Source organism: Roseateles sp. (assembly GCF_039595595.1).
In the GTDB taxonomy this organism is placed as follows: Bacteria; Pseudomonadota; Gammaproteobacteria; order Burkholderiales; family Burkholderiaceae_C; genus Roseateles.
The window spans coordinates 74,859-99,032 of record NZ_JBCNLG010000009.1; the positions used below are offsets into that span (position 1 = coordinate 74,859).

At 66.7% G+C, this 24,174-nt stretch carries 19 protein-coding genes; 14 read left to right on the forward strand and 5 right to left on the reverse strand.

From position 1 onward, the window contains the following. The first annotated feature begins 242 nt into the window (after positions 1 to 242). From flhA to ABDW61_RS13275, 7 genes are all read left to right on the forward strand, one after another. Positions 243 to 2,342 carry a flagellar biosynthesis protein FlhA gene (flhA, locus tag ABDW61_RS13245; RefSeq protein WP_343639258.1) on the forward strand — a complete coding sequence of 700 codons (2,100 nt, stop codon included), beginning with the start codon at positions 243 to 245 and terminating at the stop codon, positions 2,340 to 2,342. Beyond that, complete coding sequence (gene flhF / locus ABDW61_RS13250) at positions 2,339 to 4,054, forward strand: flagellar biosynthesis protein FlhF (RefSeq protein WP_343639259.1); 1,716 nt, start codon at positions 2,339 to 2,341, stop codon at positions 4,052 to 4,054. Before flhA ends, flhF begins: the two co-directional genes overlap by 4 nt. Before the next feature lie 443 nt (positions 4,055 to 4,497). Continuing rightward, positions 4,498 to 5,319, forward strand: coding sequence for a flagellar biosynthesis protein (locus tag ABDW61_RS13255; RefSeq protein WP_343639261.1), 822 nt, complete (start codon positions 4,498 to 4,500; stop codon positions 5,317 to 5,319). 20 nt (positions 5,320 to 5,339) lie between these two features. Next, positions 5,340 to 6,053 (forward strand): RNA polymerase sigma factor FliA, encoded by a 714-nt coding sequence (locus ABDW61_RS13260; protein WP_343639262.1) that lies wholly within the window; start codon positions 5,340 to 5,342, stop codon positions 6,051 to 6,053. A 144-nt stretch (positions 6,054 to 6,197) separates the two neighbouring features. After that, positions 6,198 to 7,487: a methyl-accepting chemotaxis protein gene (locus ABDW61_RS13265; RefSeq protein ID WP_343639263.1), complete on the forward strand. Its 1,290-nt coding sequence runs from the start codon at positions 6,198 to 6,200 to the stop codon at positions 7,485 to 7,487. 526 nt (positions 7,488 to 8,013) lie between these two features. Next, positions 8,014 to 8,970: a retron St85 family RNA-directed DNA polymerase gene (locus tag ABDW61_RS13270; RefSeq protein WP_343639264.1), complete on the forward strand. Its 957-nt coding sequence runs from the start codon at positions 8,014 to 8,016 to the stop codon at positions 8,968 to 8,970. Between the two features lie 271 nt (positions 8,971 to 9,241). Next, a complete protein-coding gene (locus ABDW61_RS13275; protein WP_343639265.1) occupies positions 9,242 to 9,736 on the forward strand; it encodes a hypothetical protein in 495 nt (164 codons plus the stop codon). 134 nt (positions 9,737 to 9,870) lie between these two features. On the opposite strand, the gene ABDW61_RS13280 is transcribed toward ABDW61_RS13275, so the two are convergent. Further along, complete coding sequence (locus ABDW61_RS13280; protein ID WP_343639266.1) at positions 9,871 to 10,317, reverse strand: type VI secretion system amidase immunity protein Tai4; 447 nt, start codon at positions 10,315 to 10,317, stop codon at positions 9,871 to 9,873. A gap of 167 nt (positions 10,318 to 10,484) precedes the next feature. On the opposite strand from ABDW61_RS13280, the gene ABDW61_RS13285 reads away from it, so the two are divergent. The 3 genes from ABDW61_RS13285 (at position 10,485) to ABDW61_RS13295 (ending at position 11,575) form a co-directional block, all read left to right on the forward strand. After that, positions 10,485 to 10,772 carry a hypothetical protein gene (locus ABDW61_RS13285; protein ID WP_343639267.1) on the forward strand — a complete coding sequence of 96 codons (288 nt, stop codon included), beginning with the start codon at positions 10,485 to 10,487 and terminating at the stop codon, positions 10,770 to 10,772. A 33-nt stretch (positions 10,773 to 10,805) separates the two neighbouring features. Further along, positions 10,806 to 11,138, forward strand: coding sequence for a hypothetical protein (locus ABDW61_RS13290; RefSeq protein WP_343639268.1), 333 nt, complete (start codon positions 10,806 to 10,808; stop codon positions 11,136 to 11,138). Between the two features lie 92 nt (positions 11,139 to 11,230). Further along, complete coding sequence (locus tag ABDW61_RS13295) at positions 11,231 to 11,575, forward strand: hypothetical protein (protein WP_343639270.1); 345 nt, start codon at positions 11,231 to 11,233, stop codon at positions 11,573 to 11,575. Positions 11,576 to 11,675: 100 nt separating this feature from the next. On the opposite strand, the gene ABDW61_RS13300 is transcribed toward ABDW61_RS13295, so the two are convergent. Then, complete coding sequence (locus ABDW61_RS13300) at positions 11,676 to 12,848, reverse strand: Fic family protein (RefSeq protein ID WP_343639271.1); 1,173 nt, start codon at positions 12,846 to 12,848, stop codon at positions 11,676 to 11,678. Between the two features lie 260 nt (positions 12,849 to 13,108). Between ABDW61_RS13300 and ABDW61_RS13305 the strand changes: the two genes are divergently transcribed. The 3 genes from ABDW61_RS13305 to ABDW61_RS13315 all read left to right on the forward strand — a co-directional run bounded on the left by ABDW61_RS13305 (position 13,109) and on the right by ABDW61_RS13315 (position 17,626). Then, on the forward strand, positions 13,109 to 14,404 hold the full coding sequence (locus tag ABDW61_RS13305; RefSeq protein WP_343639272.1) for a DUF445 domain-containing protein: 1,296 nt from the start codon (positions 13,109 to 13,111) through the stop codon (positions 14,402 to 14,404). A gap of 201 nt (positions 14,405 to 14,605) precedes the next feature. Further along, positions 14,606 to 17,020 carry an Ig-like domain repeat protein gene (locus ABDW61_RS13310; RefSeq protein WP_343639273.1) on the forward strand — a complete coding sequence of 805 codons (2,415 nt, stop codon included), beginning with the start codon at positions 14,606 to 14,608 and terminating at the stop codon, positions 17,018 to 17,020. Positions 17,021 to 17,110: 90 nt separating this feature from the next. Beyond that, the gene (locus ABDW61_RS13315; RefSeq protein ID WP_343639274.1) at positions 17,111 to 17,626 is read left to right on the forward strand and encodes a DUF1697 domain-containing protein; all 516 of its coding nucleotides are present in this window, start codon (positions 17,111 to 17,113) and stop codon (positions 17,624 to 17,626) included. Positions 17,627 to 17,658: 32 nt separating this feature from the next. Here the strand turns inward: ABDW61_RS13315 and ABDW61_RS13320 are convergent, their stop codons facing one another. The 3 genes from ABDW61_RS13320 to ABDW61_RS13330 are packed head-to-tail and all read right to left on the reverse strand — an operon-like array spanning position 17,659 to position 22,271. After that, positions 17,659 to 19,605: a diguanylate cyclase gene (locus ABDW61_RS13320; protein ID WP_343639275.1), complete on the reverse strand. Its 1,947-nt coding sequence runs from the start codon at positions 19,603 to 19,605 to the stop codon at positions 17,659 to 17,661. A gap of 54 nt (positions 19,606 to 19,659) precedes the next feature. Next, positions 19,660 to 21,867: an EAL domain-containing protein gene (locus tag ABDW61_RS13325; protein ID WP_343639277.1), complete on the reverse strand. Its 2,208-nt coding sequence runs from the start codon at positions 21,865 to 21,867 to the stop codon at positions 19,660 to 19,662. After that, positions 21,864 to 22,271 (reverse strand): Hpt domain-containing protein, encoded by a 408-nt coding sequence (locus ABDW61_RS13330; RefSeq protein ID WP_343639279.1) that lies wholly within the window; start codon positions 22,269 to 22,271, stop codon positions 21,864 to 21,866. The genes ABDW61_RS13325 and ABDW61_RS13330 overlap by 4 nt, the downstream gene beginning before the upstream one ends. A gap of 223 nt (positions 22,272 to 22,494) precedes the next feature. Between ABDW61_RS13330 and ABDW61_RS13335 the strand changes: the two genes are divergently transcribed. Next, on the forward strand, positions 22,495 to 24,147 hold the full coding sequence (locus ABDW61_RS13335) for an ATP-binding protein (RefSeq protein ID WP_343639281.1): 1,653 nt from the start codon (positions 22,495 to 22,497) through the stop codon (positions 24,145 to 24,147). Positions 24,148 to 24,174 lie beyond the last annotated feature (27 nt).

Sequence of the window (24,174 nt, forward strand, 5' to 3'; positions counted from 1 at the left end):
TCCGGCGGCGACCGAGCCAGCGGCGGGCAGGACGGTGCCCCCTTTCCGCTCAGGCGCCTGCGCCCGCTCGGCATTCGCTTCAAGGGGGCACCGTCCTGCCCGCCGCCCCCCCACCAATGGCGCCGTTCGGGGGGGAAATCACCCGCTTATCCGGCTAAAGGCAGACCAGTACCCGCCGAACAATGGCGCAGCTCGACAGTCTCGTCGAGCCATCCATTGAACCCAGGCAGAAGGCAACCCCGATGAACGAGCTCATGGCCCGTTTGCAGAACCTCCTCGGACCCCGCGCCGCCATCGTGCAGGCACTCGGGGCACCGATCGCCATCATCATCATCCTGTCGATGATGGTGCTGCCGCTGCCCGCCTTCGCCCTCGACCTGTTCTTCACCTTCAACATCGCCATGTCCATCATGGTGATGCTGGTGGCCTCCCAGATGGTCAAGCCGCTCGACTTCGCGGCCTTCCCGACCGTCCTGCTCATCACCACCCTGCTGCGCCTGTCGCTCAACGTGGCCTCCACCCGCGTCGTCCTGCTCGAAGGCCACACCGGCGCCGCAGCCGCCGGCAAGGTCATCGAATCCTTCGGCCACTTCCTCATCGGCGGCAACTTCGCCGTCGGCCTGATCGTCTTCGCGATCCTGGTGGTCATCAACTTCATCGTCGTGACCAAGGGCGCCGAACGCATCGCCGAGGTCGGCGCACGCTTCACCCTCGACGCGATGCCCGGCAAGCAGATGGCCATCGACGCCGACCTGTCCGCCGGCCTGATCGACGAGAAGGAAGCCAAGCGCCGCCGCGCCGAACTCGGCGACGAAGCCGACTTCTTCGGCTCCATGGACGGCGCCTCCAAGTTCGTGCGCGGCGACGCCGTCGCCGGCATCCTGATCCTGTTCATCAACATCATCGGCGGCTTCGTCATCGGCGTGGCCCAGCACGGGCTGTCCGCCGGCCAGGCCGCCGACAGCTACATCCTGCTGGCCGTCGGCGACGCGCTCGTGGCCCAGATCCCGGCACTGCTGATCTCGGTGTCCTCGGCACTGGTGGTGTCGCGCGTGGGCAAGGACAAGGATGTGGGCCAGATGATCGGTTCGCAGGTGTTCGGCTCGACCAAGGCGGTGGCCATCACCGCCGGCGTGGTCTTCATCCTGGGTCTGATCCCGGGCATGCCGCACCTGGTGTTCCTGATGATCGCCGGCGCCATGGGCTACCTGGCCTATTGGCTGCGCACCAGGGAGCAGGCCAGGAAGGCCGCCGAGTCCAAGAAGCCCGCCGCCCCCGTGCCCGGCGCGCCCAACCCGGACGCCGAGGCCTCCTGGGACGACGTGCAGGCCGTGGACACGCTGGGCCTGGAAGTGGGCTACCGCCTGATCACGCTGGTGGACAAGTCGCGCGAAGGCGACCTGCTCAGCCGCATCAAGGGCGTGCGCCGCAAGTTCGCGCAGGACATCGGCTTCCTGCCCCCGTCGGTGCACATCCGCGACAACCTGGAGCTGCGCCCCAGCCAGTACCGCGTGACGCTGCGCGGCGCGGTGATCGGCGAGGCGGAGGCCTACCCAGGCATGTGGCTGGCGATCAACCCCGGTCACGCGACGCAGAAGCTGATCGGGACCCAGACGACGGATCCCGCCTTCGGACTCCCGGCGGTCTGGATCGAGGAGCGGCAGCGGGATATGGCGCAAATGGCGGGCTTTACCGTCGTTGATTGCGCGACCGTGGTGGCCACGCATCTCTCACACTTGCTGCAAGTTCACGCGGCCCGATTGTTGGGCCGGGTGGAAACCCAGCAGCTGGTGGATCACCTCACCAAGCAAGCGCCTCAACTCATCGAAGACGTGATTCCGAAGATGGTCAATGTCGCCGCCCTGCGACGAGTCCTCCAGTTCCTGCTGGAGGAGGGCGTGCACATCCGCGACATGCGTTCCATCGTGGAAAGCCTGGCGGAGAACGCCACGCAGACCTCGGACCCGGCCGAGCTGGCCCGTCGCATCCGCATCCACATCGCTCCGGCGATCGTGCAGCAGATCTACGGTCCGTCTCGCGAACTGGATGTCATCGCCCTCGATCCGGAGCTGGAGCGTCTGGTCACGCAGGCCCTGCACTCGCCTCACGGCGCGGCGCTGGATCCGGGCGTGGCGGACACGCTTGCGCGGAGTGCCGCCCAGACCGCGCAGTCCCAAGAGGATCGCGGTTTGCCCGCCTGTCTGCTGGTGCCTGACCTGATCCGCGCGCCCCTGGCCCGACTGCTCAAGCGCGCTGCGCCGCGGCTGAAGGTCCTGGGACACAGCGAGATTCCTGAAACGCACACGATCCGCATCGGCTCCATCATCGGAGGCACGGCATGAACGTCAAACGCTTTACCGCCCGCAGTTCCCGCGAAGCCATGGCCCTGGTCCGCCAGGCCTTTGGAGACGACGCGGTCGTGCTCTCGAACAAGCCGTGCCCGGAAGGGGTGGAAGTGCTCGCGATGGCGCCGGAAGGCATGTCGCAGATCGAGCGCGTGGCCGCCCAGGCGCCGCGGGCCGCGCAGGCCCAGCGCCAGCAGCCGGCCGCCCAGCCGCAGCGCCAGGAGGCGCAGCCGCGCCAGGCGCTCAAGCAGCGTCTGGCCGGTTCGCCGCAGCCGCAGCAGCAGCGCGCGGAGCCGGGCTTCGGCGGCTCGCATGCCGGATCCAATGCAGGCTTGAATTCGGGCTCGATTGGTGACGACGTGAACGCGATGGCGATGAGCACGCTGTCCTTCCAGGACTACGTGCGCGAGCGCATGCTCAAGCGCCGCGCGGCCGAGATGAACGGCCAGCCCGACCCGCTGATGGACGAGCCGGCGCAGCCGGCGTTCTCGGCGGCGCAGATGGAGTCGGTGGCCTCGATGGCGGCGCAGCGCGACCAGCGCGCGCGTGCCGCGATGCAGACCCTGGGCGCGCGCCGCGTGGACGAGCGCGCCCATGAACCCGCGCCGGCACCCGCGCCGCGCGTCGTGCCGCCGGTGCTGCGCGACGAGATCCGCATGCAGCAGCCGGTGCAGGACCTGGGCGGTATTGGCGGAGGTTTTGGCGGCATGGGCGGCCATCCGCTGAACGACATGCCGTCGTCGCGCCGCGAGCAGGAGATGATGACCGAGCTGCGCGCGATGAAGGGCATGATCGAAGAGCGCTTCGGTGCGCTGGCCTTCATGGAGAAGCTGCAGCGCCAGCCGGCGCAGGCGCGGCTGACGCAGAAGCTGCTGGACGCCGGGTTCTCGCCGGCGCTGGTGCGCAAGCTGGTTGAGGGCCTGCCGGCCCAGATGACCGAGGAATCGGAATCCCACGCGTGGGCGGCCAACGTGCTGTCGCGCAACGTGCAGACGGCCGAGCAGATGGCGCCGCTGGAGGACCAGGGGGGCGTGTTCGCGATGATCGGGTCGACGGGCGTGGGCAAGACCACGACGACGGCCAAGATCGCGGCGGCCTTCGCGACCAAATACGGCGCGAGCCAGCTGGGTCTGATCACGCTGGATGCCTACCGGATCGGCGCCCACGAGCAGCTGCGCGCGTACGGCCGCATCCTGGGCGTGCCGGTGCACACGGCGCATGACCGCGCGTCGCTGGAAGACCTGCTGGAGCTGCTGGCGGGCAAGAAGATGGTGCTGATCGACACGGCTGGCACGGCGCAGCGCGACAGCCGCACCGCGGAGCTGCTGGAGATGCTGGCTCACAAGAGCATCAAGCGCATCCTGGTGGTGAACGCGGCGCAGCAGGGCGAGACGATCGAGGACGTGGTCGGTGCCTGGCGCGGCGCGCAAGCGCAGGGCGTGATCCTGTCCAAGCTGGACGAGGCGGTGAAACTGGCCCCGGCGCTGGACACGGTGATCCGTCACAAGCTGCGGGTGCTGGGCGTGACCAATGGTCAACGCGTGCCGGAAGACTGGCATCGCCTGTCGTCGCAGGCGCTGGTGCAGCGCGCGCTGCGCAGCCACGGCCAGTCGGCCTGGCGGATGGACTCGTCGGACGTGAATCTGATCTTCACGGCGGGCTCGGTCGGCCCTTCAGGCGGCGCGGCGTCGCCCATGGGACTGAACTGAACAGCCGGCCCTCACCCACCCGCAAGTGGGCGAGGAGTAAGAGCCGGACGTCGTAGTAAACCCCTCGCCCCAGCGGGGAGAGGGAGGGGAGAGGGGGATCTCCCGCCGGCTACGGTGCCATTCGCGCCGCTCATTTGCCAAATCACTGCTGAAGTTCTAGAAAAGGGGAAGGGCTCGGGCTCTTCCCTTTCGTCGTTGGCGTGCGCGTTCGCGCGATATTCATCTAGCTGACGCCGTCATGAATGAAGACTCCGAGGTCGCGGGGCCTGGCGACGAGGGCAGGGGACCGGACGAGAAATGCGGGGTGTTTCCCCCTTTCAATTCCGCGTCGAAGGGGGGCCCCCGGGGCGAAACTTCCGGTAACGGCTCCGGCATTGCGGGTTCTTCCGATGGAGGAAAACGCGTCCGGGGCGGATAACGAAAGACGGACACAGAGCAGCCCAATGCGCGACTTCAGCAATGCTCCCAAGGATCAGGCCGATGGCCTGCGGCGCTTGTTCGCGACGGCCCGCGTGCGCGTGGTGCCGGTGGTGAGCAACCCGCATGTGATGGGCAGCGGCGCGCTGCTGGAAGGCATGTGCGCGGCGTTCAGCGAGCTGGGCCTGCACACGCTGGTGGTGGATGCCGGCGAGCAGGCCTCGGCGCCGTCCGACCTCGCTGCGGTCGACCTTGCCGCCTGCGTCGAGCCGCTGTCCGCGAAGGTCTCCTTCCTGGCCGCGCGCGGCCTGCCGCTGCGCTACATCAACGCCAATGGCTCGGCGGCGCAATTCCTCGAAGCCGTCACCGACGCCGCCCCGTTCGCCGACGTGGTGCTGCTGCACGCCAGCGCTGCCGAGCTCAGCCGGGTGCTGGTCTCGCGCGAGGTGCGTCCGGTGCTGCTGGCCGACACCGACGTGCAGAGCGTGACCTGCGCCTACGCCGGCATGAAATGGTTGACGCAGCGGGCGGGCCTGATGGTCTACAGCCTGCTGCTGGCCTGCAACCCGCAGCTGCGGCTGGCGGAGCGGATCGCGCAGCAGCTCTCGAGCTGCGGCGATGGCTTCCTCGGCGCGGTGCTGCGGGAGTGGGCCTGCCTGGATCCTCGCCAGCCGGTGAGCGCGCCCCTGACGCACGAGATGCGGCACATGGCGCGTGAATTGCTGCTGGCGTCGGTGCCTGGCGCCGCGCTGGACAGCGCCGCCGAGGCGATGCCGCTGCGTCCGCGGCCGATGTGGCAGCCCAAGGCCGGCCGCGCCCCGCAAGGCGTGACCCTGGCGGCGCATTGACGCGGATGGGAGACGAGACGATGTACACCGCCAAGGGACAACTCGACAACAACTCGCTGATCCGCCAGTACAGCCCGCTGGTGCGCCGTCTGGCGCATCAGATGATCGCGAAGCTGCCGGCCAACGTGGAGCTGGACGACCTGATCCAGGTCGGCCTGATCGGTCTGACGGATGCGCTGTCGCGTTTCGACACGGCGCAGGGCGTGCAGTTCGAGACCTTCGCGACGCAGCGCATCCGCGGCGCGATGCTGGACGAGCTGCGCGGCAGCGACTGGATGAGCCGGGGCAACCGGCGGCAGCAGCGCTCGATCGAGAGCGCGGTGCACAAGCTCGAGCAGAAGCTGGGCCGTCCGCCGCAGGAGTCGGAGATCGCGGCGGAGATGGGCATCACGCTGGCCGAGTACCAGGAGATGCTGGGCCGGGTGCGCGGGACGCAGCTGGTGTACCTGGAGGACATCTCCGGGGGCGACGACAGCGACGACTACCTGGACCGGCATGTCGGCGACGAGTCGGCGGATCCGATGTCGATGCTGCGGGATCACCGCATGCGCGAGGCGCTGGTGGAGGCGATCAAGAACCTGCCGGAGCGCGAGGGCTACGTCATGTCCATGTACTACGAACATGACATGAACCTGAAAGAGATTGCCGCGGTGCTGAAGGTGACCGAATCGAGGGTGTGCCAGCTGCACAGTCAAGCGATTGCACGGTTGCGCGTGAAGCTGCGCGACTGGTAAAAGGGCCCGAGACGGCCGCTGTCCCTGGTGGTCGAAGAACCATGAGGGGAGTGGCTGATGTGGGACTCGTGGCGCGGGCGCGCCGGGAAGGTGGCGCCTGAGGGGCCGGAGGGGCGGGCCGAGGGCGGTCCGCGCGAACCGGCGATGCCAGGCAGGACGGAGACGGTGGTCCGGGAGCTCTCGGGCGGTGTCTCCAAACTGGGCCGCGACGCGGCCGAGGTGCGCGGGCTGCTGGAGGACACGCAGAAGGTCGTGACCTCGCAGGCGCAGGCGATGCAGGCGCTGGGCGGCGAGCTCGAGCACGTGCGGCACGCGCAGGACGCGATCAATCAATCGACGAACCAGACCCGCGAGGCGGTGGATCGCGCGCGCGCGGCGCTGGCCGGGGTGGGCGACGAGGTCGGCGGGATCGTGGCGACGCTGCGGCAGGTGAGCGACGCGGCGTCCGAGATCACGAAGATCGCGTTGCAGACGCGGCTGGTGGCGTTCAACGCGTCGGTGGAGGCCAAGCGCGCGGGCGAGGCCGGGCGCGGCTTCGGGGTCGTGGCCGATGCGGTGAAGGACCTGGCGGCGCAGGTGGAGGCCTCGTCCAAAGCGATCATGGGCACGGTGGGGACGCTGGACACGCGGATCGAGAGCTTCAGCCGCGAGCTGCGGGCCGACGGCTCGGGCGGGGCGGGGCAGAGCAAGATCCATCAGGCGTTCTCGGACGTGGAGGTCGATGTCGACCTGATCGCCAAGTCCGCGCGGGAGAGCCAGACGACGACGCAGCAACTGGCGGAGCGCTCGGGCGAACTGGGGACGGAGATCCAGCAGGCGATGCGCAAGCTGGAGGCGGCATTCGCGTGCAGCGACCGTTTCCTGCGGCTGAGCGAGCAGATGATCGAGCAGATCGCCTCGAGCGGCGTCGAGGTCGAGGACTCGCCCTACATCCAGGCGGTGCAGGAGGCGGCTGGGGAGATTTCGCGGCTGCTGGAGCGCGCGGTGCGGGAGAAGCGGATCGATCTGCCGTCGCTGTTCGACGAGCAATACCAGCCGATCGCCGGGACGGATCCGCAGCAATTCACGACGAGATTCACGCAGATCGCGGACCAGCTGTTTCCGGAGGTCCAGGAGCGGGTGCTGTCGTTCTCGAACAAGGTGGTGTTCTGCATCGCGGTGGACCGCAACGGGTATGTCGCGACGCACAACAAGCGCTACTGCCAGCCGCAGCGGCAGGGGGATACGGCGTGGAACACGGCGAACAGCCGGTATCGGCGGATCTTCAATGACCGCACGGGGCTGGCTTCAGCGCGGAATCAACGCCCCTTCCTTTTGCAAACCTACCGCCGGGACATGGGCGGCGGGAATTTCGTGCTGCTCAAGGAGGCGTCCGCCCCAGTCACCGTTGCCGGGAGGCATTGGGGTGGGGTGAGGTTGGCGTTTGGGTTCTGAGCATTGAGCCGACCCGCACGAGGGACTCGACTGATGAATTGAAGTGTTCCGGCCTCCGGCTTCCCACTGCAATGGTGGGAGCGGAGGCCGATTTGCGTTGATGCGCGGCGCACTTCATTCAATTGATCAATTCTGGTCTCGCCATGAAATTGACTTGTTTAAGGGAGCTAAATGCCCGAATTCAAGTCATGACATCGATTTTCGGTCTGCCTAGACTGGAAGCCTCAATTAGCGAACCGATAGCGCTGCTATCAATGTCCGGCGAAACGCAGGACTGATTGAGTTGCACGGCATTTACGGCACGGATCCCCGTGCCGGACGAGCCGGCACGCGTCTCCGTGCCTATATTGAAGGTAATTGAGTTGTCTGGACAGCCCCTGGATCAGATTGAATTTCAGTTGGATCCGGGGGCTTGCCGCATCACCAAGCTGCCAGACCGGGTTTGGCTGTTTGGCGGGCTCAAACTGGGGCGTCAAAAGATCCTTACTTGCGACAAGCGGCTTCATGCCGTCTTTGGGAGGGCAGCGTGAAAATCTCCGCTACTCCCCTTTTTCAACGCCTGCGGAAGCGGACACCATTTTCCCGTTATGAACTCGAACTTCTGATAGTCACGGCGTGCGCCCGCTACAAGACCCATCACATCGCCAAGCGGCATGGGCGTGGAACCCGGGAGATTGCGCAACCGCGCAGTGAGGTGAAATACATCCAGCGGATCGCGATGGAACTGGAGATGAACCGGCTGCAGATTCACGATGCCGCCAAGGCGTATCGGCAGGGATATTCGATCCTGGATCATGCCCGGCCCCATGCGGAAGGGCGTTATCTATTGAAGATGGACTTCAAGGACTTCTTTCCCAGTATTGGTATCGGGGCAGTCACACACCGGCTTGCCATGGAAACGGAATACTCGGAAGTGGAGCGCTGGATCCTCGGCAGGATTCTTACGAAATTCGACTCACAAAGCGGCCGGTTCCATCTTGCGATCGGGGCCCCGAGTTCTCCGCTGGTCTCAAACTTTGTGCTTCATGAATTTGATTCCGTGATCGACAAGTTTTGTTCCAGCCGAGGGGTGCGATACACCCGATATGCAGACGACTTGGCCTTTTCGACCATGGAGCGCGATGTATTGCGAACAGTCGAGGTGCAAGTGAAAGATGAACTGAGCCGACTGTCGTATCTTGGGCTGACGGTCAATGAGGAGAAGACGGTGCATGTCTCAAGGAAGCACCGGCGATCACTGGTCGGGCTGACATTGACGAACGAAGGGGAGGCCTCCGTGGGGCGGCGAATGAAGCGTGAATTTCGACTGCTATTGCACAAGGCGTCGACCGGAAATCTCCCTGCGGACCAGTATGCCACCTTACGCGGGCGTTTGGCATTTGCGCATGCTATTGATGGCGACGCGGTTCAAATGCTCTTGAAGCGCTACGGTTTTAATAATATCTGCGAGGTTCAATCAACGGAAACCAGTAGGTGCGACTAGAGACTTCAGTAGGGAGGGCTGGGGTCGCTAGAGGTTTGAGTCATTTTCGGTTTGCGGCAGGGGGTCAATAATTGCTCTCAGGTGCTCAAAACACTCGATGTGACGCGCCGCCAGAGGGCGGTGTCTCGTTTTCCCGATTTTTGGGCGAGATGGACTTCTCCGCGAGGAAAGTCGCACGTTCACGTCGCGTGTTTTGACATCTCGCCCACCCTCTGTATTTGATGCTTTGGATGGGTATCCCTCAACTGCTGTTAATTGAAGCAACCTGATCATGTTGACCGAAGAGTTTATGGACGCTGTCGCAAGGGGCGGCACCGCCATCTCCGAGCAGCTTGCCAAGCAGAAGCACGAAATGGAATTGGAGAAGCGCGAGTCAGGTGATGACACCCCGCGCGTTCCGCTCCTCGAGCGCAAGCCGCTCGAAACCTCCAGCGATGAAACCCTCGAGGTGCTTCGCGTCGCGGCCGGAAACCCCTATCGCTACGAATCGCCCCAGCCTGGCCGCGGCCATGCACGACCGCTCGTGCTCCGCCGCTCAACTTCGGTCGGCGAAGCGATGGCCAATGTGCGCAATCGCCTGACCTATATCACCGCGCTGGTGCAGGAGTTTGACGTCCCCATGGAAGTCCGCCTCGGCCCCCACAGTCATCTGCGCGATGTGGTCGTCGATCTGATTCACGAGGCGACCAGCTTCTATTCGGTGGTCGAGATGGCGGCTATTCAGGAGAACAGCTACCAGCTTCAAAGCTGCGCGCAGTCGAAGTAATGGGGGCTCCCAGACCTTTCTTCATACCAAAGAGCCATCCGCGTCCGAAGAGACGACGAATCCGGCTGCGAAGAGAAAACGAGTGCCCACGCGGGAGCGTGAGGCACTCGTTTCATTTTGGGGCGGAAGAAAAATCAGCGCGTTTGAGAATCCTTGCTTGATGAGTGCTTCGGGCGCATGACCAGGCGTTTCGCCTGAGCATCGAGTTCCGAGCTGTGATAGAGGTCCAGGCACTTCAGAAGGTTGAATTGCTGGCCTGGAGATTCGGCTTCGGCGAGCGGGTTTCGATAGTCTCTCGCTAGGAAGCGATCGACGAGCTGCTTCATTGCGTCAGGCGCATGGTCCAGGTCGTATTCGGTCCAATCGCGCAGCGCGCTGACGGTACTTGCAGCGTCAGACGCGGCTGCTGAATTTTGCCGATATGCCGTCGCCACGCAAGTGGCGAGAACCATATCCTTATAGTTTTGAAGATGAGTCCGCAAGGGCGCTTGAGGAGCGCTCGTCCGCGGAGTTTGCGGCTGGGCCAGTGCAGAGATCGACGACAGTAAAACTGCGCTGAGTAGCGAGCGAATGGCGATCACGGGAGCCTCCAAAGGTTGATGCGGTCGGTTCGGCAATTCGCACCCGGTTTGTTGAAATAACGAACCTTACGAAAGCGATCTGCGATACGCACATGACTTTCGTCGCCTTTTTGTGGTTCCCGAATGTGGTTTGGACGCCTTGAGTGATTTGCCCATCGAGCCCGTGCGTGAAGAGTTGCGACATTCAAGTCATTTTTAATAGCAACTTCCTGATGTCTGTTGGTAATTTGAAGTCAACTTCTGATTCGAATGATCTGCTTGGACCGCTGTATCGCCTTGACGAACGGCAAGCGAAAATCTCTGTCGGCATGTTTTTGCCTACTTCTTTGGGATCCCCTGCCTTGGGTATGCAATTGAAGTCGAAGTCAGTCTTCGATAAGCTGGCGCAGATTCTTGAGGTGACTTTAAGGGTGTTGCTCGTCCCTTCCCAGTGGATCTGCCGGGAGGATTTGTAGTAATGGATGAGCTATTAGGTGAGACGAGCCATCATGGAACCGCTGATCAAGAGTGTTTTCTTCTACTTTTTACCCGGGCTCATGGCCGCCGGCCCATATTGGGCCATCTGGCCCATTCGTCGCAGCCTGATTGATGTGATCGCTGCTGTCGCTGGCTCGGCCATGTGCGTGCAAGGACTCGCGCGTATTGCTTCGTCCTTCTGTGAGTCTTTCCTGGGTGGAACGATGATGTTTGGCCAGTGGGGTGAGGTTGCATCCATCGGCACTCTGAGCCTTATGGGAATTACTCTCGGGGTATTGCTGGGCCGCCATTGTGATCGCTGCGGGCCAAGTTATTATCCGTTTAGTCCAATTCCGGTCCGTTGAGATGTCGTGAGGACATGCAAGCAGGTTCCAAAGCTGAATGGCTCGCTGCTTTGGAGTTTTTGATGATTATTCGAGTGCTGGAGAGATGAGTAATGGAATTTGTTGATTCAGTCAAGGCGCTGATGCACTTCTTGCTGCCGGGGATGATGTTTGCCATTTCCTATTGGATTGGTTGGCCCGTTGCGCGTAGTTCCGGTGATTACATCGCCACGCTGGCATATTTTGTTTTGCTCATGCAAGCCTTTGGTGATATCGCTGCGGAAATATGCCGACTGTTTTCGAACTCCAATTGGATCTTCGGAGCCTACGGGGCTGACTGCAAGATGGTGGCCTTGTGTGGCTGTGGCTTGGTCATCGGCATTTGGGTGGGACGGTTCTGCAAAGGCAGGACCGATTTGGGGTATGACTATTACCCTTGGTTTCTCGAGTTCCGATGAGTTGCAGGGCGCCGCCGATTGGATCTTCGCCCCAGCAAGATGGGCGCCGACGCATATTGGATGAACTGACCCGTTCGCCGCCGGCGACGTTGTCAACGTATCATGCCGCTACAGCACTCGGAATGAATCCACGGTCTGTCAGCGCTTTGATCACACCTCGCAGCAGCGTGCTATTGCTGAATCCGATCGTGTATTGACGCGCCTCGGGGCGTGTCGGCTGTAACATCCCATTGGCCAACAGTTTGCGGATCTGATACGTCCGCTGTTGGCCGGTCAACCCGGGCATGGCCTCGGCCAAGTCTGCGGATTTCACGACCTTCGCGCTGATCGCCACCTTCAGAATGCTTTCCTCCTGCGCCGTGATCAGTTGGCGTGCCCGCGCGTGAGACAAGGCCGGCAACAAAATCTCCGTGGTCAGAATCTGGTGGTCAGCCAAACGGTCCACCTTGTGCATTTCATCCCGGACGCCCGCCAGTACATAGGTACACCACGCTTCGAGCGCTTGGTCCGTTCCAGTATCCGCCCGAGACAGCATGTCGTAATACTTCTCCCGATCGGCGCAGAACACCGCGGCTGGGTTCAATAGACGTCCGCTTTCGGCGCTCACCCGAAAACCGTACTTGACCAGCAAGGCATACGTGAACAGGCGCACGACGCGTCCGTTGCCGTTGCCAAACGGGTGGATCCACGCAAAGCGGTGGTGCGCCAGCGCGACCTTCATCAGGTCGTACTTGCGCTGGTCCTCGCGGTTGACGAAGCCGACCAACTCCCGCATGAAGGCGCCGATCTGGACGGCCTCGGGAGGCGCATGTTCCGATTTCGCGATGCCCACGGTTCCGGTCCGGTAGGCGCCGGGCGTCTTGTCGCCTTCCCGCTGCAGACCGTCGACGGTCATCGCATGCAGTCCGCGCAAAAGGTGTTCGGTGATGGGGACCCCTGGCGCGACCGCGCTTTCGATCTCGTCCATGGCCAGTTCGATGTTGGCGATTTCTCGCAACGAATCTGCTTCTGGCCCCGGCCGACCCGCGCCGGAAGGTGCTGCGAACTTGGTCTCCACGTAGTCAGCCAGCGTCGTGTGGTTGCCCTCTATCCGGGCTGACGCCAAGCTCTCGAGGAGGTGGAACACCTGCTTGAGCTGAACGAACACTGTTGGATGCGTCGTCGCCCTGATCTCCAGTCGTCGCAAGTGCTCCAGATCCGTCAGCACGTCCAGCAGCGGCGATGAAAAGCTTGGATTCAGCAAGCGCAGCGGATGATCAACGAACGTCGCCATGATGTGTGGTGGAAGTGAAATCATGTCTGGTGATATGTTTAATGTATTTGGAAAATTCGTTTGCTGACAATGACTTGTCGACGTGTTGGTTGGTGAGGAAGTTGAATTCCGATCAAAGGACATGTTGAACAGCCGCTTCCCGCAAGTTGAATGAGCCGGGCGTCGGCGCCCGCTCCGTTCGGCCCTGGCGGTGATACAAGCGCATTCACCGCCTGTCCGCCTGCCCAGGCACCGCGCCTGCCGCCCCGTCGCCGATGCCCTTGATCTCTGCCCCGGACCCCTCCGACCCTCGCGCCGTCGACCTGCGCCGGATGAAGCTCGTCGCGCTGGGCTGCCTGCTCGCCTCGCTCGCGGGCCTGCTGCTGAGCCTGGCCATGGGCGCCGCCGGCCCCTGGGCCTGGCTCAAGGCCTTCTGCGAAGCCGCCGCCATCGGCGGCCTGGCCGACTGGTTCGCCGTCGTCGCGCTGTTCCGCCACCCGCTCGGCCTGCCCATCCCGCACACCGCGCTCATCCCCCAGGGCAAGCACCGCATCGCCGACAGCCTCGCGAGCTTCGTCCGCGACAACTTCCTCCATCCCGAGGTCCTGCTTCAGAAGCTCGAGATCCTCAACCCTGCCGAGCGCCTCGGCCAATGGCTGCGCGAGCCCGCCAACCTCGCGCAGCTCACCGGCTCGCTGCGCGCGATGGCCCTGGAGGCGCTCTCACTCCTCAACGAGCAGGCCGTGCGCCGCGCGCTCGGCGAGTTCCTCGTCGCGCGCGCGCTGTCCTGGAACGCCACCGGCACCGCCGCCTCGGTCCTGGACGTCATGACCCAGTCCGGCCGCCATCAGGACGTGCTCGATGGCGCGCTCGCCAAGCTGCGCGACTACCTCTCCACGCCCGAGGTGCGCGCGCTGGTCGCCGCGCGCCTGGTGAAGTTCTCGCGCGCCCAATGGCCCAAGGCGACCTCGCTGGTCGACACCATCGCCAACGTCGACAAGATGGCCGACAGCCTGTCCGACAAGCTCGCGCTGCAGTTGGTGGAGGAGGTCCAGACCGCGCTCTCGCAGCCCGACCATTCGGTCAGACGCCAGTTCGACGTCTGGATCCAGGAGTTCATCCAGCGCCTGCGCGAGGACCCCGGGTTCGCGCGCGAGGTCAACGCGCTGAAGGACCGCATCGTGCAGAGCGACGACGTCCGCGCCTATCTCGACGGCGTGTGGACCGAGGTGCGCGCGAGCGTCGACGCAGACCTGCGCCGCGACGACTCGGTGCTGGTGCGGCACGTGGACCGCTCGCTCGCGGCGCTGGGCGAGCGGCTGAGCAGCGACCCTGCGCTGGTGCAGGCGATCAACGAGCATGTGCTGTCGTCCGCCGAGCGGCTGGTCGGCGGCATGCGCGAGGGCGTCACGCGCCACATCGCCACCACCGTGAAGTCCTGGGACGACCGCAGCCTGGTGCGGCAGATCGAGCTCAGCGTCGGGCGCGACCTGCAGTTCATCCGCCTCAACGGCACGCTGGTGGGCGGCGTCATCGGCGTGCTGCTCTATGCGCTGACCTTGCTGGCGCAGCGCTAGGGTGTTGTTGAATCGGCAACGGATGTTGGATTCAGCATCGGGCTCACGTTCATGGCTGACGTCTTCCAGCATTTCTCGCCCCCTTCCTACTTAATCGAGTGAAAGGCGCAGCAAGACTTGGCTCCCCTCGGCTATCGAAGCCGGCGCCCTGCATGACGAGACTGGCCGCTTCCTCATTCGAGTGGCCAGCGGCCTCACGTCATGTCTCATCGACCCATTTCCGCCCCCGTCGCCCGTTCGCCGGAACGCGCCGATTCCATCTCCAGCCAGATCGCCCAAGCCGTGCCGCGCCGGCGTCGCGATGACGCCGACAGCGGTGCCGGCGAATCCTCCGATCCCGTCGAGCCGGCCGGCCCCGACCTTGCGTCGTCCGCCTCTCCCGGCGCAGCGGCTGGCGATGCCGGCCTCCCGATCGAGGAACGCTCCAGCTCGTGGCTCTGGGCCGGATTGGGCCTGCTGGGTATCGGCGTCGTGGCCGGCGGGACTAGCGGCGGCTCCGCGTCGGCCATGCCGGTGACGGTGGACCCGCCAGCACCCGACAGACCCAAGCCCGAAGACAAGCCCACGCCAACGCCCGAGCCGGAAGAGAAGCCGAAACCAACCCCGGAGCCCAAACCCGATCCAAAGCCCGATCCAAAGCCCGATCCCGCGCCGGATCCGAAACCAGACGCCAAGCCGGATCCAGTCCCCGATCCGAAACCAGACCCGACACCAGACCCGAAACCCGACCCCAAGCCCGACCCGAAGCCTGATCCGAAGCCTGATCCGAAGCCTGATCCGAAGCCTGATCCCGGACCGGATCCGAAACCCGATCCCAAGCCGGACCCCGACACCGACCCGCCCGCCGCGCCCGTGCTGGCGCTGATGAACGACACCGGCGTCAGCGGCTTCGACCGCGTGACCCGCGATGCGACCGTGCTCGTCTCGGGCCTGGAGGCGGGCGCGGCCTGGCACTACTCGCTCGACGGCGGCCAGAGCTGGCATCGCGGCAGGGACTCGGCCATCCCGGCGTCGGCCTTCACCCGGGACGGCGACTGGAACGTCCTCGTGCGCCAGACCGACACCGCCGGCAACGTCGGCGCCACCGGCGCGCTCGAGTTCAAGCTGCTGACCTCCGCCGCCAAACCGACGCTCCGGCTCGAGGAGGACACCGGCGCTTCCGTCTTCGCCGATCCGGCCGGCGTCTCGCTGCACGACGGCATCACGAGCGACGCCACCGTGCGGGTCGGCAACCTGCTCGCCGATGCGAAGTGGCAATACAGCATGGACGGCCTGTCCTGGTTCGAGGGCAGAAACGGCCGCGTCGAGCCCGGCTTCTTCGGCGACGACGACGGCGCCAAGGTCGTCCACGTGCGTCAGTTCGACAGCGCCGGCAACCTCAGCCAAACCGAGACCCTGCAGTTCATCCTCGACACGCACGCCGATGGCCCGGTGGCGGTCCGCCTCGTCAACGACAGCGGCGTGAGCAGCACCGACCGGCTCACCAACGACGCGCGGCTCGAGTTGACGCTGTCGCCCGGCAAGACCTTCAGCTACACCTTCGACACCGGGCACTTCGGCTCCGGCAGCGGCCCGAGCGACAACGTGGTGCCGATGCCCACCTACCTGCCCGACGGCGCCCGCTGGGTCGACCTGCGCGTGTACGACGGCGCAGGCAACGGCACGCTGCAGCGCTTCAACTTCACGCTGGACCGCACGGCGCCGTCCATGCTCGGCGCGAAGCTGCTCAACGACACCGGCGCCAGCGCCACAGACGGCGTCACGCAGGACGCGACGATCCAGGTGAGCGGCCTCACCGCGGGCAACCGCTGGCAGTACCGCATCGCGAGCCGGGGCGACACCTGGTTCGATGGGGACGATTCGATGCGGATCGAGAACTCGGCCTATGGCGGTGACGGCGTCAACTGGGTCGACATCGCGCAGATCGACGCCGCCGGCAACCGCAGCGAGCCCACCCGCGTGCGCTTCGAGCTCGACCGCGTCGTTCAGGCGCCGAAGCTGTGGTTGAAGAACGATAGCGGCGCCAGCGCCTCCGACTTCATCACCGCCGACGGCACGGTGGTCATCGGCGGCCTGGAGAACGGCGCGACCTGGTTGGCGGGATTCAATGGCCAGCAATACACCGGCACGGCCGCCGCCGGCGTCCATCCCACCGTGACGCCGTCGTCCAGCGATCAGTTCATCTTCGGTGCCCGTCAGACGGACCTTGCTGGCAACGAGAGCGCGCTGTCGACGCCCCTGCGCGCCTTCGTCACCACGAAGGAGGACGCCGACGCGCGTCAGCCGGCGCTGCGATCGGGTGAGGGGGCGCTGCTGAGCGGCACCGATCGCCAGGACGATTTCCTGGTCGAGATCGGCGCCAATATCCGGCTGGTCACCGTCACGAACTTCTCCAGCGAGCAACACGATGTCCTCGACCTGAGCCAGATCCTGACGCTCGGCGCCGGCCAGAAGATCGGGGACGCCGTGAGCAAGTGGAACCGGGGCAACGGGTGGCTGGGCGTCGAGCTCGCCATCACGGCCAACGGCGGAGACCGATACATGGTCGACCTGTGGAACCTGCCCGCCACCGACTCCATCTTCATCCGCACCGCCGACGGCCTGCACGTCCTCTGAGCCCGGGACGGGCATGACCCCCGTGGCGAGCGCCGGCGTCCTCTAGACTCCGGCGCTCGTTCCTGTCCGTTCATGCTTGTGGAGCCCCTCATGCCCCGATACGTCGCCTTCCTCCGCGGAGTCAGCCCGATGAACGCCAAGATGCCGGACCTCGTCCGCGCCTTCGAGGCCGCCGGCTTCACCCGCGTGAAGACCGTGATCTCCAGCGGCAACGTGGTGTTCGACCATGATGGCGCGCCGGTCGACGAACTCGAGCACCGCGCCGAGCAGGCGATGACGGACACGCTGGGCAAGAGCTTCGGCACCACGGTGCGGCCGGTCGAGCACCTGGTCCGCGTCGTCGACGCCGACGTGCACGCGGCCTTCGATCCGCCGGCCGGCGCCAAGCGCCTGATCACCTTCCTCAAGCGCCCGCACGAGGGCCAGGTCGAGCTGCCGCTGCGTGGCAACGACGCGGCCATCCTCCGACTCGACGGCGTGGAGGTGTTCAGCCACTACCTGCCCAACGAGCAGGGCCCGCTGTTCATGACCATGCTGGAGAAGACCTTCGGCAAGCAGATCACGACGCGCACCGTCGACACGGTGCGCAAGTGCATCAAGGCCTGACGGCCCGGCGATGACGCGGCCCGGGCCGCGGCTCAGGCCACGCAGGCCCGGTTCTTCCCGGTGCGTTTGGCCTCGTAGAGCGCCTCGTCGGCGCGGTCCAGCGCCTGCTCCAGGGTCTCGCCCATCCGCAGCAGCGTCACGCCGGCCGAGAACGTCACGAACACGTCGCGCCCCTCGTGCATGAACAGGCTGGCCGACAGCGAGCGCTGCAGCCGCAGCAGCACCGCCTGCGCCTCCTCGAGCGGCGCCTCCGGCAGGATCAGCACGAACTCCTCGCCGCCCCAGCGCCCGACCTTGTCGCCGGGCCGCAGCAGCCCCGACACCCGCGCCGCGAGCGCCTTCAGCGCCTCGTCGCCGGCCGCGTGGCCCAGGTTGTCGTTGAGCTTCTTGAAGTTGTCGATGTCCAGCAGCGCCAGCGCCAGCGGCTTGGGATCGCGCTCGAGCTTGGCGCGCTCGGTCTCGAAGGTCGCGATCAGGCCGCGCCGGTTGGCGACCTGCGTCAGCTGGTCGGTCTGGACTTCGCTGGAGAGCTTGCGCAGCTCGCCCTCGAGCTGCTCGACCCGCTCGGCCAGCTGCGTCGCGCGATCGTGCTCGTCGCGCAGGCGGCCCTGCGTGGTCTGTACCAGCGACTGCACGCTGCGGCTCTCCTCGACCATCTCGCGCACCACGCCGGCCAGGCTTTCCAATGAGTCCGCCTGCTCGATCACGGTGGCGTACTTGCCGACGCTGTCGCTGAAGCGGTCGGTGTGCTGACCGAGCTCGCCCAGTTCCTGCAGCATCCGGTTGATCAGGCCCTTGAGCGCGTCGCGGGCGCGGCTGCGCTCCTCGCGCAGGCTGTGCTGGCGCTCGCGCGTGTTGTGCAGCAGCTCGCTGACCGAGCGCACGCTGCGCGCCGTCAGCCCCTGCGCCAGCGTCTGGCCCATGGCCTCGCACTGGCCCTGCGCCCAGGAGTCGTCCTCGGCCAGGTCGGCCAGGCTGTCCGTCAGCTCGCCGCAGAGCTTGCCCAGCTCGTTGAACGCGTGATTGCGGTGGTCCAGCCAGCGCCGCGCCCGGATGCACAGCGCGTCCATCTGCGCGGCGCGCTCCGGCGTCGCGCCGTGGCGCACCAGCTCGGCATGGGCGACGCCGAGCTCGTCGATCAATTCCTTGGCGCGCGCGTCGTCCGAGGCCAGCGCGTGGCGCACGGTGCCGTTCAGATGCGTGCCGACCTCGGGCCAGGACTGCAGCCCCGGACCCGCCGGCGCCGCCCCGCCCATCAGGGTGTCGAGCGAACCGTAATGGCCGCCTTCGCCCGGGGCCACGGTCCCGGCGCCCGGCTCGGCCGGGGCCTGCGCGTTCTCCTCGTCGGTGAAGAACTGCGTCGGGGTGCCCGAGCGCTCCTCGTCCTCATGGCCGTCATGGTCCTGATCGCCGCCCGGTCCCGCGGGCGCCGCGTTCGGCGCCGCGGCGAGCGCGTCCAGCGGCCCCGGCTGCGTCTCCACGCGCGAGTCGCCGGTGTCACCATCCCAGCTCGCGACCAATTGCCGCAGCCGCAGCGTCAGCCGCTGCGGATCGCTGCGGTTGCTCTGCAGCACGCGCAGCACGCCGTCCTTCTTGCGCGCCAGCGTCCATTGCCGGCCGCCGCGCTCCAGGCCGCGCATCAGCTTCTCGACCAGCTGCGCCAGCTGCTCCGCCTGCGCGCCCGGCCCATGGGTCTGCTGCAGCGCCTCGAGCGCGCGCTGCAGCTCGTCCCAGCGGCCCTCGCGCATCTGCGCGGCATAGCCCTGGCGCTGCTGCGGATCCGGCACCGCCAGGCCCAGCAGCCGCGTGATCGAGGCCTGCGCGCGCTCCGGCAGCGCGCCACTCGCGGCCGCGCGCGCCGGCTCGCCGGCCTCCTGCGCATAGGCGCGGGCGTAGTTCTCGGGCGTGGGCTCCAGCTTGTCCAGCGCCAGCCGGCGCAGGGCCGCTTTTGCCAGGAGAGCGGGAGGCTGCTGCGGCATCGGTCGGGGCGTGGTGAAACGTGTCGGGGCGCTGCGGGTCGCGGCCAGGCCGCGTCAGCGCGTCGGAAGTTCGTCGCCGGCGTCGGACGTCGGCAGGATCCAGGGCGCCTTGCGCGGCAGCACCGTCTGCGCCAGCCAGCGCTCGAGCTCGTCGGGCGGCAGCGGCTTGCTGAACAGGAAGCCTTGCATCAGGCTGCAGTCCAGCCGGCGCAGCACCTCCATCTGGCGCAGCGTCTCGACGCCCTCGGCGATCACCTGCAGGCCCAGCGAGCGCGCCAGCGCGATGATGGCCGTGACCACCGCCGAGCTCTGCGGCGTGATGCCCAGGTCGCGCACGAAGCTGCGGTCGATCTTCACTTCGGAGATCGGCAGCGTCGTCAGATACGCCAGCGACGAGTAGCCGGTGCCGAAGTCGTCGATCGAGATCTCGACGCCAACCTCGTTGAGCCGGTGCAGCGACGGGATCACGCTCTGCAGGTCCTTCATCAGCCCGGTCTCGGTGATCTCGAGCTGGATCGCGCGGTGCGGCACGCCCCACTGGCTGACGAATTGATGGATGTGCTCGACCAGGTCCGAGCGCTCGAACAGGCGGTTGGGCAGGTTCACCGCGATCGATTCGCTGAAGCCGAAGTTCAGCTGCCAGACCTTGGCCTGGCGCGCGGCCTCGCGCAGCGCCCACTCGGACAGCGGCACGATCAGGCCGGTCTCCTCGGCCAGCGGGATGAACTCGCCCGGCGGCACCAGCGTGTTGCCGCGGCGCCAGCGCATCAGGGCCTCGGCGCCGACCATGCGGGCGGTGCGCACGTCGATCTTGGGCTGGTAGTGCAGTACCAGCTCGTCGCGCTCGATCGCCTTGTGCAGCGCGGATTCGAGTTCCAGTTTCTCGCGTCCGCGGCCCGCGAGCATCGGCGAATAGAGCGCCGATGCGTTGCGGCCCTGGTTCTTGACCGCGTACATCGCCACGTCGGCGTTGCGCAGCAGGTCGGCCATCGTCAGGCCGTCGCGCGGATAGAGCGCGATGCCGACCGACGCGGTCACGAAGCATTCCTGGCCGGCGATGAAGATGGGCTCGCGCAGCGCCTCCAGCACGCGGCCGGCGACGCGCTCGGCATCGCTCTCGTCGCCGACCTCGGGCAGCAGCGCGACGAACTCGTCGCCACCCAGCCGCCCCACGGCCTCCAGCGTCCGGTGCGAGCGCGTGCCGACCGACTCCAGCATGCCCTCCATCACCTGGTCACTGTGCCGCACGCAGCTGCGCAGCCGGCGTCCGACCTCCATCAGCAGGTCGTCGCCGGCGGCGTGGCCCAGCGTGTCGTTGATGACCTTGAAGCGGTCCAGGTCGATCAGCAGCAGGCCGACCTCATGGCCCATGCGGCGGCCGGCCTCGATCGCGCGCTCGGCGCGCCACATCAGCTGGCGGCGGTTGGGCAGGCCGGTCAGCGCGTCGAAGTTGGCCAGCTCGCGGATCCGGTCCTCCGCCATGCGCCGGTCGGTCACGTCCTGGATCACGCCGGTGTAGCCGCAGGCGTTGCCGTGCTCGTTGAACTCGGGCTCGGCCTCGATGTGGATGACGCGCTTGCGGCCGTCCAGCAGCGTGAAGGGGAGGTCGGTCACCAGCACCGAGTTGTGGGCGACGACGTCGCGCAGCAGCCGCATGAAGAGCAGCCGCTCCTCGCGCGGGACCATGCGCATCACGCCGATGAAGTCCAGCGGATCCGACGGGCCGCGGCCGAACACGCGCAGCGCCTCGTTGGCGAGCTTGAAGCCATGACCGGTCTGCCACTCGAAGCTGCCCATGCGGGCCAGGTCTTGCGCGCGCGCCAGCTTGGACTTGCTGCGCTCGAGCTCCTGGCGCGTGCGCGCGCTGCGCAGCATGTAGCGCAGCCGGCCGGCCAGCAGCCGCCACTGCGTGGACTTGACGAAGAAGTCGGTCGCGCCGGCCTGGTAGGCGCGGTTGATGGAGGCCTCGTCATCGAGGCCGGTCAGCATCAGGATGGGGGCGTTCTCGAAGCCGGGCAGCGCGCGCAGCCGCTCGCAGGTCTCGAAGCCGTCCAGGTCCGGCATCAGCGCGTCCAGCACGATGAGCTCGGGCGTCCACTGCGTCACCAGCTGCAGCGCCTGCTGCCCGCCGGTGAGCGCGGTGACCTCGAAGCCGTGCTCCTGCAGCGCGGCCTCGATCAGCATCAGGTTGACCGGGTCGTCGTCGACCAGCAGGACGCGTGGCCGCTCGATCAGATCGACTTCCTTCACGTCGCGGCTCATCGTGAGGATTGCACCAGTTGCTGCATCGCCAGCCGGGCGGCGGCGATGTCGTCCAGGACCGTGCGGATCAGGTCGGGCAGGCCCTCCTCACGGCCGGCGCGGGCCAGGGATTCGATCTCGGCGCAGCGCTGCGACAGCACCGCCGCGCCCAGGCTGGCCGCGGCCGACTTCAGCGTGTGCGCCACGTGGCGCAGGCCGTTGAGGTCGCGCGGCGCGTCGCGGCCTTGCGCGAGCACCTGCTCCTGTTGATCCAGCGATTTGAGGAAGGCCGCCACGACACGCTCCAGCAGATGGTTCACGCCCTCGGGGTCCAGCTCGCGCAGACGGGCGAGCGCCTGATCGTCCAGCACGGCGGGTTCGGGCTGCGTCCGGGAGGGCATGGTCGTGGGGTGGTCTGAGGACATCTTCTGATCATGGCGCCGCGCGGTGGTTCCACGCGGAGTTGCGGGGCCATTGTCGTTCACCGGGAGGATGGAAGCGCGCGAAAAAGGAGTCAATTCTGGTGTTCTTGGGGCCTCCGCTCGGGGTAAGTCCCGGGTTGGATGTCGCGCCGGCGCGTCCCTGGGGCCGTGAGGCGGTGGTGAATCCCCGGTGAGGGGGCGGTGAGGCCTACATACAATGGTCCGCATGAACAGGTTGGGGGAAGCCGCCGCTCGCCGTCGGCCATGGAAGGGCGCCGCGCTGGCCTTGGGGCTGGCCGTGGTGATCCTGCTCCTGCTGCTGGCGCTGAACATCGAACCGGCCGGCCCCGGCCTGGTCCTGACCGCCGTGACGGCGGGCGCGGCGCTGACGATCGTCGTGGCGGCGCTGACCTGGCATCTGGCCGTGCGGCTGGCGCGGGCGCAGTTCGGCGAGCTGCTGCGCGAGAGCCGCCAGCACGCCCAGTCGCTGACGCAGCTGCAGGCCGACTGGCTGTGGCAGACCGATGCGCAGCACCACCTGATCCGCTGGCAGGCGCCGCAGGGCGCGCCGGCCTCGAGCTGGGCCGGCACGCCGGTCAACGGCGCGGTGACGCAGCGGTTGTGGGAACGTTTCGACGCCGCGCAAGACGCCGTCACCGGCGAAGCCGTCGATGTGCGCCGGCGCGTCGAGCCGGGCCAATCCTTCGACCGGCTGCGCGTCGTCGACGCGCAGGGCCGCCGCTGGGAATTGCGCGCGCAGGCCACGACGGACGCGGCGGGCCGCTTCGCGGGCTACGTCGGCGCGGCGCGGGCGCTGGACGAGGCGCCGGCGCTGCTGGCCGCGCCGGACGCCGCCGCGCCGGGCGCGCTGCCGACCGACTGGCTCCAGGCCTTGCCCGGTCCCGCCTGGCTGCTGAGCGGTGACGCGGGCGCCTCGACGCGGCTGATCGATTTCAACGAGGCGGCCAGCCAGATGATGGGCGGCTCCGAGGCGCGCGGGCAGTCGTGGCGCGCCTGCGAGGAGCGCCTCCCCGAGGAGCTGCGCCAGGCGCTCGCGCAGCCGGACCTGCAGTCGGGCAGCGCCTGCGGCGCGTGGTGGCTGTGCCTGACGGCGCTGCCGCATGACGGCGGCATGCTGCTGAGCCTGTGGCCGCAGGGCGCGGTCGAGACGGTGCCCGCGGCGCTGGCGATGCAGGCGGCGGAGCAGGCGCGGGCGGACCAGGCCTCGTTCAGCTACACGGTGTCGCATGACCTGCGCGCGCCGCTGCGCGTGGTGGAGGGTTTCACCCGCATCCTCAAGGAGGACTACGGCAGATTGCTGGACCGCGCCGGCAACGACCACCTCGACCGCGTGCTGGGCGCGTCGGCGCGGATGCACAGCATGATCGACTCGCTGCTGGCGTTGTCGCACCTGTCGTCGCAGGCGCTGCGGCACGAGACCGTGGACCTGTCGCTGATGGCCTCGCAGGTGGTGGACGAGCTGCGCCGCGGCGCGCCGGCGCGCGAGGTCGATGCGCTGGTCCAGCCAGGGCTGCGGGTGCAGGGCGATCCGACGCTGCTGCGCATGGTGCTGGAGAACCTGATCGGCAATGCCTGGAAGTACAGCGGCAAGCGCGAGCAGGCGGTGATCCGCTTCGAGGCCGAGCAGCGCCAGGGCGAGCGCGTCTACGTCGTGACGGACAACGGCGCGGGCTTCGACATGCGGTTCGCGGACCGCCTGTTCGGCGTGTTCCAGCGGCTGCACAGCGCGAGCGATTTCCAGGGCACGGGTGTCGGGCTCGCGTCGGCGCGGCGCATCGTGCGCCGGCATGGCGGCGACATCTGGGCCGAGTCCGAAGTCGGGCAGGGCGCCCGCTTCTACTTCACGCTGCCGGGCTGATCGCCGCGGTGCGCCGGCTCGCCTGCG

Bases quoted from the DNA above. Each gene is read 5' to 3' on its own strand.
- flhF (WP_343639259.1), top strand. From the start codon at position 2,339: ATGAACGTCAAACGCTTTACCGCCCGCAGTTCCCGCGAAGCCATGGCC.
- ABDW61_RS13260 (WP_343639262.1), top strand. From the start codon at position 5,340: ATGTACACCGCCAAGGGACAACTCGACAACAACTCGCTGATCCGCCAG.
- ABDW61_RS13295 (WP_343639270.1), top strand. From the start codon at position 11,231: ATGGAATTTGTTGATTCAGTCAAGGCGCTGATGCACTTCTTGCTGCCG.
- ABDW61_RS13265 (WP_343639263.1), top strand. From the start codon at position 6,198: ATGCCAGGCAGGACGGAGACGGTGGTCCGGGAGCTCTCGGGCGGTGTC.
- ABDW61_RS13255 (WP_343639261.1), top strand. From the start codon at position 4,498: ATGCGCGACTTCAGCAATGCTCCCAAGGATCAGGCCGATGGCCTGCGG.
- ABDW61_RS13315 (WP_343639274.1), top strand. From the start codon at position 17,111: ATGCCCCGATACGTCGCCTTCCTCCGCGGAGTCAGCCCGATGAACGCC.
- ABDW61_RS13320 (WP_343639275.1), bottom strand. From the start codon at position 19,605: ATGCCGCAGCAGCCTCCCGCTCTCCTGGCAAAAGCGGCCCTGCGCCGG.
- ABDW61_RS13330 (WP_343639279.1), bottom strand. From the start codon at position 22,271: ATGTCCTCAGACCACCCCACGACCATGCCCTCCCGGACGCAGCCCGAA.
- ABDW61_RS13335 (WP_343639281.1), top strand. From the start codon at position 22,495: ATGAACAGGTTGGGGGAAGCCGCCGCTCGCCGTCGGCCATGGAAGGGC.
- ABDW61_RS13300 (WP_343639271.1), bottom strand. From the start codon at position 12,848: ATGGCGACGTTCGTTGATCATCCGCTGCGCTTGCTGAATCCAAGCTTT.
- ABDW61_RS13290 (WP_343639268.1), top strand. From the start codon at position 10,806: ATGGAACCGCTGATCAAGAGTGTTTTCTTCTACTTTTTACCCGGGCTC.
- ABDW61_RS13325 (WP_343639277.1), bottom strand. From the start codon at position 21,867: ATGAGCCGCGACGTGAAGGAAGTCGATCTGATCGAGCGGCCACGCGTC.
- ABDW61_RS13310 (WP_343639273.1), top strand. From the start codon at position 14,606: ATGTCTCATCGACCCATTTCCGCCCCCGTCGCCCGTTCGCCGGAACGC.
- ABDW61_RS13275 (WP_343639265.1), top strand. From the start codon at position 9,242: ATGTTGACCGAAGAGTTTATGGACGCTGTCGCAAGGGGCGGCACCGCC.
- flhA (WP_343639258.1), top strand. From the start codon at position 243: ATGAACGAGCTCATGGCCCGTTTGCAGAACCTCCTCGGACCCCGCGCC.